Source organism: Paractinoplanes rishiriensis, from assembly GCF_016862375.1.
Classification (GTDB): domain Bacteria; phylum Actinomycetota; class Actinomycetes; order Mycobacteriales; family Micromonosporaceae; genus Actinoplanes; species Actinoplanes rishiriensis.
This window is the reverse complement of sequence record NZ_BOMV01000103.1, coordinates 1-10,721: the sequence shown is the minus strand read 5'-3', so window position 1 is coordinate 10,721 and position 10,721 is coordinate 1. Positions and strand designations below refer to the sequence as shown.

Sequence of the window (10,721 nt, the reverse complement as noted above, 5' to 3'; positions counted from 1 at the left end):
AAACGACCTGCTCACGCATGTCGACCTTGCTCCGCACCGCATCGACGAACGGCACCAGCAGATTGAGACCTGGGCTCAGTGTCTTTTTGTACCGGCCCAGCCGCTCGACCACGTCCATCCGCTGCTGCGGCACGATCCGGACAGTTTTCAGAAGGGTGACGACGGCGGTCAGGAGAACAACGGCAACGACGACACCGATGACGACGTCCATATGGCGGAACCACCTTTTTTCAGCGAATTGGCGGCGTGGGTCACAATGACGGATGGGTATCGTGCCAAACCACCACGGCGCCCTCGCTGATGTCGACAATCCGGACCATTTCACCGGGCTGATAGACAGAATCCTCGAGCGACCGCGCCTGCCACAGCTCGCCGTCGATCCGCACCATGCCGTGCCCGGTGCCGACCTGTTCGACGACGACCGCCGCCGCGCCCCGCATCGTGTCGGTGCCCATCGCGACCGGGCCGCGCCGGTTCAGGTGGCGGCGCAGCGCGGGCCGGACGGCCGCCAGCGTCAGGACCGAGACGACCACGAAGACACCGGCCTGGACGGGCGCCGGCGCACCGAGCGCGGCGGCACCAGCAGCGGCGAGCGCACCCGCCGAAAACATCAGCAGAAAGAGCGTGGTCGTGAAGATTTCCGCGACGGCGAGCGCCGCACCGAGGAGAATCCACACCAGCACATCCATAAATCGATGGTGACACGCCGGCGCTGATTCGACCACTTCCCGGATCGTCGCCTGCCGCCGGCATTTCTTGTCACGGAATCGTCATGATTCCGTGTGCGGCCCCACATGAGAATACGAAATAATTGTGGGGCCGCCGTGGTCTCACAGTGGCAGGGCCCGGGCTGCCAGGGCGACCGCGGTGAGGTCGCCCGCGCGCAGCTTCTCGGCGGCACCGGGGTCGCCGAGCGCCTCGAGTCGCTGTGCGGACGTGTCGATCAGAGCCTCGTCGCCGTTGAGCAGGCGGCTGGCGATCTTCGACTGGGCCGGGCTCAGCTCGGCGTAGGCGCAATTGTCGAGCGCGTTGATGGTGTCCTCGTCGAGGGTGCCGGCCATCGCGCGGTCGTTGACGATCTTGAGCAGCCAGTTCGGCCACCAGCCGTGCTTGCCGACCACCCGGCCGGCCTGGACCGCGGTGCCGGGGTTCTGGCCGGCGCGCAGCAGTCGCACGGTGAGCGCCTCGTCGAACTGTTCCAGGCGCAGCGCCGCGACGAAGACCCGCAACAGCGGCTGGGTGCCGACCTCAGCCTCCACCTCGGCGGCGGCGTCCGCCCACCGGCCCTGGAGGGCGTGGCACAGGGCGTGCGCCGCGGTGGTGCCGGAGTCGTCGTCGGCGGTGTGCCGTTCGGCGATCCGGTCGACCGTCGCAACCAGGCGTTCGACCGCCTTCGCGGAGCGTTCGGCCAGTTCGATGCTGTTGGGCTTGTTGAGGTGCCGGACCACCACGTCGGCGGCGATCTGGGCCTCCCGGCGCAGCAGCGGAGCGGGAATCCTGGGGGCGATGAGGTCGCTGAGGCCCTCGGTGACGGTGGCGGCGTCGAAACGGTCGGAGACGTCGGGAAGCTCCGCCCACCAGGAGACGCCATGTCCGGTTTTTGCCGCTTCAACTGCCATGCTGGTAGCTCCTACCCTGGGGACCGCTGATGCCTTCGCCTTGTTCAGGTTGGTCATCGTCCGGCAATCCCGGCGGGTTAGTCGCAACGGTGTTGCTCCTGTCACCCCCCGAACTGCTACGCGGGTCCGCCGAGCTGGTCGATCGAGCGGAGCGCCTCGAGCACGCTGGCGATGTGCTCGCGCATGGCGGCCTCGGCGGCCTTGGGGTCGCCGGAGCGGACCGCCTGGATGACGCGTTCGTGCTGGGGGAGCGACAGCCGGACGTTGAACCGGCTCGCCCCGAACCGGGTCATCAGCTGGGCCTCGACCAGACGCTCGCCGGGCAGGAACTCGCCGCGCAGGATCGCCTCGCGGAGCCGGTCACCCACCTGCCGTCGGTCGTTGTCGTGCGCTGCCGGCATCGATCTCCGTTATTCCTGTGCTGAGTGCTACTGCCGGCAGGATATCGGTTTCCCGGGCCGTTCCCCACCAGGCACGAGGCGGACGCCCCGGCACCGTCCGGGATAGACGAAAATCACGTGGCCAGTCGGCGGACACGACGGTGTGCCGAATTTCGTGGCGCTGAAGGTCTGTGTGCCCGCCGGTGGGTGACGGCCGCCGCAGCGCCAGCTACCAGGGCGGTGAGGGTGGCGCCGCGGTTCCGGAGAGCCGCGGCCACAGCTCTTTCCTCCGGTTCCATCGCGAAACGACGATGGAAGATAGCCTTTCCAAAACTTGCTTCACGAAGTGCTCTGGCTTAGCTTAGCCTCACCTAACTTCGAGTGTGAGGTGCGCATGTTGTCTGCCGTGGACATCGACGTGTACGACCTCGTCGGCATCGGCTTCGGCCCATCGAACCTGGCCCTCGCCATCGCCGTCGAGGAACACAACGCCCGCTGCCCGCGGGTCGAGGACCGCATCTCGGCCGTCTTCCTGGAGAAGCAGGACGACTTCGGCTGGCACCGGGGGATGCTCTTCGAGACCGCCGACATGCAGGTCTCGTTCCTCAAGGACCTGGTCACCATGCGCAACCCGGCCAGCGACTTCAGCTTCGTGTCGTACCTGCACGCGCACGACCGGCTGGCCGACTTCATCAACTACAAGAGCATGTACCCGCTGCGGGTCGAGTTCCACGACTACCTGTCCTGGGCGGCCGGCCGGATGCGCGACGCCGTCGCGTACGGCCACACGGTGATCGACGTGGTGCCGGTCGGCGGCGGCGACTTCCTCGACGTGGTCGCCCAGCACGCCGGGGGAGTGCGCACGGTCCGGGCCCGCAACGTGGTGGTCGCGGTCGGCCTCGAGTCCAGCCTGCCGCCCGAGATCACCCCGGCCGAGCGGGTCTGGCACAACCTCGACATCCTGCACCGGGCGGCCGCGTTCGAGGTGTCCGCGCCGGAGCGCTTCATCGTCGTGGGCGCCGGCCAGAGCGCCGCCGAGTCGGTCGCGTTCCTGCACGAGAACTACCCGACCGCCGAGGTCTGCTCGGTCTTCTTCCGGTACGGATACAGCCCGGCCGACGACAGCAACTTCGCCAACCGCATCTTCGACCCGGAGGCCGTCGACCTGTACTTCGACGCGCCCGCCGACGTGAAGCGGATGCTGTTCGACTACCACCGCAACACCAACTATTCGGTGGTCGACGGCGACCTGATCCAGGACCTGTACCGCCGGGTCTACCGGGAGCGGGTGCTGGGCCGGCAGCGGCTGCGGATGATGAACGCGTCCCGGGTGGCCGACCTGGAGGCCCGCCCGGACGGCGTGACCGCGGTGGTGGAGCACCTGCCGACCGGCGAGCGGGTGGCCCTCGAGGCCGACGCGATCGTGTACGCCACCGGCTACCGCCCGGTCGACACGGCCCGGCTGCTCGGCACCGCCGGCCCGCTCTGCCGCCGCGACGACGAGAATCTGTTGCGGATCGACCGGGACTACCGGGTGGTCACCGAGGACCACCTGCACGCCGGCATCTATCTGCAGGGCAACACCGAGCACGCGCACGGGATAACCGCCACGCTGCTGTCTGCGGTCGCGGTCCGGTCCGGCGAGATCGTCGCCTCGGTGGCGGCCGACGTGGCCGACCGCCGCCCGCTGCCGCCGCCGGCCCCGCGTCCGCTCGCCATGATCGGCGACCGCTGACCGGCGATAATCGCCGGATGGTGATCGGCATCGTCGGGGCCGGCATCGTCGGGCTGGCCGTCGGCCGCGAGCTCGTACGGCGCCGGCCCGGCACCCGGGTGGTGGTGCTCGACAAGGAGGACCGGGTCGCGGCCCACCAGACCGGCCACAACTCGGGCGTGGTGCACGCCGGCCTCTACTACCCGCCGGGCAGTCTCAAGGCCCGGTTGTGCACCCGGGGCGGCGCGATGCTGCGCGAGTACTGCGCCGAGCGCGCCATCCCGTACACCGAATGCGGCAAGCTGGTCGTCGCGGTCGCCGCGGACGAGGTGCCCCGGCTCGACGCGCTGGCCGCCCGGGCCGGCGACAACCGGGTGCCCGGCCTGCGGCGGATCGGTCCCGCGGAGATCCGCGAGATCGAGCCGCACGCCGCCGGCCTGGCCGCCCTGTGGTCGCCGCGCACCGCGATCACCGACTTCACCCGGGTCGCGCAGGCGTTCGCGGACGACATCGTGGCCGGCGGCGGCGAGGTGCGGCTGGGCTTCCGGGTCGACCGGGTCACCCCCGGCGCGGTCTTCGCCGGCACCCGCGCGGTCGCGGTCGACCGGTTGATCGTCTGCGCCGGCCTGCACACCGACCTGGTGTCCGCCCTGGCCGGGGACACCGCGGCACCCCGGATCATCCCGTTCCGGGGTGAGTACCTGCGGGTGCTGCCGGCCAAGGCCGATCTCGTCCGCGGCCTCATCTATCCGGTGCCCGACCCGCGCTACCCGTTCCTCGGCGTGCACTACACCCGGCGGGTCGACGGCTCGCTGGAGGTCGGCCCGAACGCGGTGCTGGCGACGGCCCGGGAGGGCTACCGGCGCTCCGACGTGGCACCGCGCGACCTGGCCGGTATCGCCGCCTGGCCGGGCACCTGGCGGATGGCCCGGCGGCACTGGCGCACAGGTCTGCGCGAGTGGCGCGGCTCGTTGTCCAAGCGCGCCTACCTGGTGGCGGCCCGCAGGTATGTGCCGGAGATCGGCCCGGACGACGTGGTGCGGGCCGGTGCCGGCGTGCGGGCCCAGGCCCTGGACCGCGACGGCACCCTGGTCGACGACTTCCGCATCCACCACCTCGGCCCGGTCACCGCGATCCGCAATGCGCCGTCGCCGGCCGCCACCTCGAGCATGGCCATCGCCGAACATGTGGCCGATGTACTCCGGTAGGACTTCCTATCGACGTTTGTCGAAGTTACCGTCCAGTACATGTCCCCACTTTCACGTTTCGCGGCCGGCCTGGCCGTGGCTGCTGCCGCCGCCTCCGTCCTGGTCGCCGCCGCGCCCGCGCACGCGGCCGGCGGCACCTTCACCGTCCTGACGTACAACGTGGCCGGGCTGCCCGAGGGGCTGTCCAGCGCACCCACCCCGCGCGCACCGGCGACCACCGCGATCGGCCAGCGGCTCGCGCCGTTCGACCTCGTGGCAGTCCAGGAGGACTTCAACTACCACGCCAACCTCTACGCCGCGGACAACCACCCGCACCGGACCCCGACCAGCGGCGGTGCCGGCATCGGGAGCGGCCTGAACACGCTGTCGGATCTCCCGTACGACGTCGATGATTTTGAACGGGTCCGGTGGAACTCCTGCCAGTTCGACTCGGGGGACTGCCTGACCCCCAAGGGCTTCACCTTCATGCGCGTGCGGCTGGCCGAGGGGGTCTACGCCGACTTCTACAACCTGCACGCGAACGCCGGGACCAGCGCGGGCGACCTGACCTCGCGGGCCGACAACCTGAACCAGCTGACCGCCTTCATCCGGTCGCACTCGGCCGGCAACGCCGTGGTGGTGATGGGCGACACGAACACCCGCTTCACGCGTACCGGGGACACGATCGCCGCCTTCGCCGCCGCGAACGGCCTCACCGACGCCTGGGTGCAGCTGGAGCGCGGCGGGGTGGCGCCGGCCATCGGCAGCCCGGCGCTGACCTGCGACGAGAGCGCGGTCACCGACGGCTGCGAGGTGGTCGACAAGGTCCTCTACCGGAGCAACCGGCAGGTCACGCTGACCGCCACGGCTTACCACAACGAGGACGCCGGCTTCCGCACCGCGGACGGCCTCCGGCTCTCCGACCACTATCCGATCAGCGTCGGCTTCACCTGGTCGGCGAACGCGGCGTACCAGCTCAGCGAGCAGTTCGGCGGCCCGCACGGCGGCTACTACACCGATCTCGGCGCGGTGCCGGCCGGTGCCCGGGCCACCGCGGTCAGCCTGCGGGCCGGCAGCCGGGTCGACCAGATCGGCCTGACCCTGACCGGCGGCACGGTGCTGGCGCACGGCGGCACCGGCGGCACCGCGAAGTCGCTCACCCTGGGCAGCACCGAGTACGTGACCGCGGTGCGCCTCTGCCGGGCCAAACACAGCAACAGCACCAGGATCTTCTACGCCGAGTTCACCACCAGCGCCGGCAACGTCCTGGCCGGCGGCACCACCACCGCGGACTGCGTGACCCGCACCGCGCCGGCCGGCTGGCAGGTGGCCGGCTTCCACGGCCGCGCGGGGGCCGAGGTGGACAAGGTCGGGCTCATCTATACGAAGCGGTAGTGACCGATCACCGATAGTTGGGTTATGGCGTACGGCCTCCCGGGTTAACGTGCGGCGGGGCAGTCCCGCCCCGTAGCGCACCTGGGAGACTGCGCCATGGCTGACAGCCGATGGCCGGGCTCGCGGCCCGGCACCCTGAGGCGGCAGAACGCCGCCGCCCGGCAGCGCAACGCCGGACCGGTCCGGGCCGCCCCGCGCCCGAGGCCCGTCCGGCTGATGATCGAGGCCATCGACCTGCGCACCGACGTGGTGCCGATCGGCCTGCGCCCCGACGGCGACCTGGACGTGCCCGCGGTCGGCCCGGTGGCCTGGTACGACGGCTCGCCGGCGCCCGGCGAACTCGGCTCGGCCGTGCTGGTCGGCCCGGTCGGGGCGGTGTTCGCCCGGCTGCGGCTGCTGCGGCCCGGCGACCTGGTCGAGGTGGAGCGGTCCGACGGCGGCGTGGTCCCGTTCGTGGTCACCGGCATCGCGCTCTACCCTAAGGACCACTTCCCGGGCGACCGCATGCAGGGCCCCCGCGACTACCCGGCCCTGACCCTGATGACCTGCGGCAGCGTCGACCGGCCCAACCTCATCGTGGTGGCCCGGCAGGTCTGAAAAAATTTCGCCGACCGCGGGCAACCTTTCCGGGCCACGCGGCCACTTGGTTGATGCCGGGGCGAACCGTGGGGGCACGGGACGTTCCGGAGAGCCGAGGTGGTCCGTGGGGGCACGGGCCACCTCGGTAACCTGGCGGCCCGCCCGAGTCCACCACGGGCGGGCCGCCAGGTTGATATCCCGATCTGCTCGATGCTCAGCCGACGGTGGTGCCACCCCACTCCTCGGGTTGCACGTCGGCCAGCGTCTCGGAGAAAACCCAGAAATGGCCGGCCAGGTCGATCGCCTCGTACTGGCGCTCGCCGTACTCCCAGTCCCGGGGCTCCATGACGATCTCGGCCCCGTGCGCCCGGGCCCGCTCGCAGTGCGCGCGGACGTCGTCCACCCGGACCAGCACGGTGTGGGTGAACCCGGTCCCGCGGTCCGGTGCCGCCCGGCGGCTGGTGGTGTCGGCCACGATCAGCGCGCCGTCGCCGAACCGCATCTGGGCCCGGTGGTCCTCGCCGATCCGGACGCGTTCCTCGAAGCCGAACGCGGCGGACAGCCAGGCGACCGCGGCGCGCACATCGGGGTAGGTCAGGACCGGGACGACGGTGGCCGCCGGGATGGATCGGTTGGGTTTCATGCCGGGATTGAAGCAGGTCGGACCGGCCTATGTGCACCGATGAAGTACGTTCGCCCGCATGTCCGCAACCTACTCACGTCGCACGGCGCTCGGCCTCGGCGCCGCCGCCACCGCCTCCGTCGCCCTGGGCACCGGTCAGCCGGCCGCCGCCGCGCCGCGTCCCGGGCCGGCCCGCATCCGCGCCACCTACCAGCGGCAGAAGGCGAAGGCCGGCGGCACCTGGAGCACCCACATCGCCGGCGTCGACGCCACCGGTGCGCTCGTCCCGATCGTCGAGGACGAGGCCGACCGCGTCACGCAGGGATACAGCGTGCAGAAACTCGCGGTGGCCACGGCGGTCATGGACAAGGTCGACCGTGGCGAGCTCACCCTGGGGCAGAAACTCGACCTGCCGGCCGACATCATCCTCGGCGGCAGCGGCATCTACTTCCTGCACACCGTGTGGGGCGACCAGGTCACGGTGGCCAACTTCCTCACCGCGATGCTGCTGGTCTCGGACAACACGGCGGTGCGCATGTGCGGCCGGCTGGTGCCGGCCCTGGAGATCAACGAGATCCTGGCCGCGAAGGGCTTCGTGCACACCCGGGTCGAGCCGGTGGCCAACCCGAACCGCTTCTACCTCGGCACCACCACGCCGCGCGAGATGCACGACCTGCTCTGGCGGCTGGCCACCAGGACCCTGCTGTCGCCGTCGTCCTGCACCTTCCTGCTGAGCATCACCAGGTGGATCAACGGCTACATGGACGGGGTACGCCGCGTCATGTCGTCGGAGGAGCGCAGCCGGGTCGCCTCGAAGTACGGCGCCGACTTCAACACGGCCGGCGCGTCCCGGCACGAGGCCGGCATCATGTTCGGCCCCGACGGCCTGCCCAAGCTGACCTACGCGATGTTCGCCCACGGCCTGGGCGACCGGGACAACTACGGCGCAACCCACCCGGCCGTCGAGGCCCACGCGGTAATCGGCCGCACCATGATGGACAACCTCCCCACCGGCCCGGCCGCGGCCACCTTGCGCGCCGCCGACCTCCCGGCGAAGTTCATCCCGGTGAACGGCGGCTGACCCGGCTTCACCACACCGCAACGTTCCATCAAAGGTCATCGATTACGCTCGTCGGGGCGCCGCCCCATGGCGCCCCGACCCCGCAGATGCCACCGGGGTTTTGGACCGCGGGCTGGTCGCGGTGCCGGCCGCGGGCAGCACGGTCGACACCCGACGGTGTCATCAGGTCAGTCGCGGCGCCAGCCGATCCTCGGGCACCCGGCCGCCCTGCTCGATCCGCGCCACCAGCCCGCGCGCCCACTCCGTCAGCGCCGCGACCGCGATGTCGTGCGGCGGCGCCGCCGCGTACGGCTCAATGCGATCGGCCGCCCGGGTGAGCAGACGGACCGCACCGACGTTGTTTCCCCGCCGCAGGTGGGTGACGCCGACGGCGAGCTGGGCGAGCCCCTTCCAGAGCTCGCGCGTGTCGTCCTCGCACGCCTTCCAGGCCCCTTCCAGCACCTCGTGCGCGTGGAAGGGGCGCCCGGCCGCCAGCAGGCGCTCCGCCTCCCGCAGCGCCTCGGCCGGCGACAGAACGACGTCCTCGGGCGTCGTCGGCACCCCCACCGTGCCGCGTGGCAGCGGCCGCCCCAGCCCGTCCCGCGGCCGGGCGTTGCGGGCCCGGCCGGCCGGGTCACGATCACGGGCGATGCGGTCGTCGTCTGCGCGGGACGTCATGCCCCCCATACTGCCGCGTCCAGCGGAACGTCCGCCGCACTGGCCACCACGAGGTCCGCGGCGCCGAACCGGGCGTGGTCCGCGTGCGGGTTGGGCACCGCCACGCAGCGCAGTCCCGCCGCGCGCGCCGCGGCCACCCCGTGCGCGGTGTCCTCGAACGCGACGGCCTGCCCGGCCGGCAGCCCGAGCCGCTGCAGCGCCAGCAGGTAGACGGCCGGGTCCGGCTTGTGCGCGGCCACCTCGTCACCGGTGGCCAGCACTTCGAACCGCGCCAGCAGTCCCGCCTGCCGCAGCATCGAACTCACATGACCAGATGCCGAACTGCTGGCCACCGCGAGCCGCAGCCCCAGCTCAGCGGCCCGGTCCAGCCACCCGACGACGCCCGGCGCCGGCTGCAGTGCCACGTTCAACTCGGCCCGGTGCGCCATCCGCAGCGTGTGACTGCTCGCCCGGTCGTAGCCCGGCCCGACCGCCGCCGCCAGCGCGGCGTAGCGCCCGTCGTTCGCGTCCCCGCCGTGATCGGCGAAGAACCCGGCCGGATCCAGCTCCAGACCATGCCGCCGCCATTCCCAGACCCAGCTCTCCAGCAGCGTCGTCTCCGTGTCCATCAGCAGCCCGTCGAAGTCGAAGATCAGCGCCTTGACCGTCACGCTCCCCATTCTGGCGGCCTCATCCGTCCGCGCGCTCGCCCCCGGGGCCGGCTGGGTTCCTCTAGGGTTCACTGAGTTTCTCCGCAGGTAGAAAGCTCAGGTGCACGATGACGGACAAGGTCGACTTCAAGCGGGAGATCGGTGCCTACCGCGCCCGGCCGGGCCGGTTCGAGGTCGTCGAGGTGCCCGAACTGCAGTACCTCATGGTCGACGGCCACGGCGACCCGAACACGGACGCCGCGTTCAGCGACGCCGTCGAGGCGCTCTACCCGTTGGCGTACCGGCTGAAGTTCGCCAGCAAGCAGCGCCTGGGCCGCGACTACGTCGTCATGCCGCTCGAGGGCCTGTGGTGGGCCGACGACATGGACTCCTTCACCGCGGCCCGCGACAAGTCCCGCTGGGACTGGACCCTCATGATCATGGTCCCAGAGTGGATCGACCAGGACATGCTCACCGAGGCCGTCAAGCAGGTCGCCGCGAAGGGCAATCCGCGCCGCCTGCACGAGGTCCGCCTGGAGTCGCTGTCCGAGGGCCGCTGCGTCCAGATCCTGCACGTCGGCTCCTACGACGACGAGGCCGAGACCCTGGCCAAGCTGCATCACGACTTCATCCCCGGTAATGGCCTTCGGATGACCGGCAAACACCACGAGATCTACCTCAGCGACTCCCGCAAGGTGGCGCCCGAGAAGCTCCGCACGATCCTCCGCCAGCCGGTCGAGCCGTCAGCACCCGCGCAACCTTGAGCCGCCTGCCGCCTGCCGCCTGCCGCCTGCCGTCCGCCGCCTGCCGCCTGCCGCCTGCCGCCTGCCGTCCGCCGCCCGCCGCCTGCCGCCTGCC

13 protein-coding genes are annotated in these 10,721 nt (G+C 71.2%); 6 read left to right on the top strand and 7 right to left on the bottom strand.

All coding sequences use genetic code 11. The features are described 5' to 3' along the window. The 4 genes from Ari01nite_RS44265 to Ari01nite_RS44250 all read right to left on the bottom strand — a co-directional run. The coding region (locus tag Ari01nite_RS44265; RefSeq protein WP_369076787.1) for an SPFH domain-containing protein at positions 1-211 on the bottom strand (211 nt) is incomplete at its 3' end. 40 nt (positions 212-251) lie between these two features. Next, the gene (locus Ari01nite_RS44260; RefSeq protein ID WP_203790146.1) at positions 252-689 is read right to left on the bottom strand and encodes an NfeD family protein; all 438 of its coding nucleotides are present in this window, start codon (positions 687-689) and stop codon (positions 252-254) included. A gap of 141 nt (positions 690-830) precedes the next feature. Next, positions 831-1,619 carry a hypothetical protein gene (locus Ari01nite_RS44255; protein WP_203790144.1) on the bottom strand — a complete coding sequence of 263 codons (789 nt, stop codon included), beginning with the start codon at positions 1,617-1,619 and terminating at the stop codon, positions 831-833. Positions 1,620-1,735: 116 nt separating this feature from the next. Beyond that, the gene (locus Ari01nite_RS44250; protein ID WP_239163545.1) at positions 1,736-2,020 is read right to left on the bottom strand and encodes a GntR family transcriptional regulator; all 285 of its coding nucleotides are present in this window, start codon (positions 2,018-2,020) and stop codon (positions 1,736-1,738) included. 373 nt (positions 2,021-2,393) lie between these two features. Between Ari01nite_RS44250 and Ari01nite_RS44245 the strand changes: the two genes are divergently transcribed. From Ari01nite_RS44245 to Ari01nite_RS44230, 4 genes are all read left to right on the top strand, one after another. Next, a complete protein-coding gene (locus Ari01nite_RS44245) occupies positions 2,394-3,734 on the top strand; it encodes a lysine N(6)-hydroxylase/L-ornithine N(5)-oxygenase family protein (RefSeq protein WP_203790142.1) in 1,341 nt (446 codons plus the stop codon). Between the two features lie 17 nt (positions 3,735-3,751). Then, positions 3,752-4,921: an L-2-hydroxyglutarate dehydrogenase gene (gene lhgD / locus Ari01nite_RS44240; RefSeq protein ID WP_203790140.1), complete on the top strand. Its 1,170-nt coding sequence runs from the start codon at positions 3,752-3,754 to the stop codon at positions 4,919-4,921. 39 nt (positions 4,922-4,960) lie between these two features. Then, positions 4,961-6,295 carry a jacalin-like lectin gene (locus Ari01nite_RS44235; protein ID WP_203790138.1) on the top strand — a complete coding sequence of 445 codons (1,335 nt, stop codon included), beginning with the start codon at positions 4,961-4,963 and terminating at the stop codon, positions 6,293-6,295. 96 nt (positions 6,296-6,391) lie between these two features. Continuing rightward, positions 6,392-6,892 carry a sortase domain-containing protein gene (locus Ari01nite_RS44230; protein WP_203790136.1) on the top strand — a complete coding sequence of 167 codons (501 nt, stop codon included), beginning with the start codon at positions 6,392-6,394 and terminating at the stop codon, positions 6,890-6,892. Between the two features lie 196 nt (positions 6,893-7,088). On the opposite strand, the gene Ari01nite_RS44225 is transcribed toward Ari01nite_RS44230, so the two are convergent. Further along, positions 7,089-7,517, bottom strand: coding sequence for a VOC family protein (locus Ari01nite_RS44225; protein ID WP_203790134.1), 429 nt, complete (start codon positions 7,515-7,517; stop codon positions 7,089-7,091). Positions 7,518-7,575: 58 nt separating this feature from the next. Between Ari01nite_RS44225 and Ari01nite_RS44220 the strand changes: the two genes are divergently transcribed. Further along, complete coding sequence (locus tag Ari01nite_RS44220) at positions 7,576-8,577, top strand: serine hydrolase (RefSeq protein ID WP_203790132.1); 1,002 nt, start codon at positions 7,576-7,578, stop codon at positions 8,575-8,577. A 162-nt stretch (positions 8,578-8,739) separates the two neighbouring features. Here Ari01nite_RS44220 and Ari01nite_RS44215 read toward each other — a convergent pair whose 3' ends face one another. Beyond that, positions 8,740-9,234 carry a DUF309 domain-containing protein gene (locus Ari01nite_RS44215; RefSeq protein ID WP_203790130.1) on the bottom strand — a complete coding sequence of 165 codons (495 nt, stop codon included), beginning with the start codon at positions 9,232-9,234 and terminating at the stop codon, positions 8,740-8,742. Then, entirely contained in the window at positions 9,231-9,884 is a 654-nt protein-coding gene (locus tag Ari01nite_RS44210) for an HAD family hydrolase (RefSeq protein ID WP_203790128.1), read from the bottom strand. Before Ari01nite_RS44210 ends, Ari01nite_RS44215 begins: the two co-directional genes overlap by 4 nt. Before the next feature lie 107 nt (positions 9,885-9,991). Here Ari01nite_RS44210 and Ari01nite_RS44205 point away from each other — a divergent pair, with 107 nt between their 5' ends. Beyond that, complete coding sequence (locus Ari01nite_RS44205; protein ID WP_203790127.1) at positions 9,992-10,627, top strand: GyrI-like domain-containing protein; 636 nt, start codon at positions 9,992-9,994, stop codon at positions 10,625-10,627. Positions 10,628-10,721: the final 94 nt, after the last annotated feature.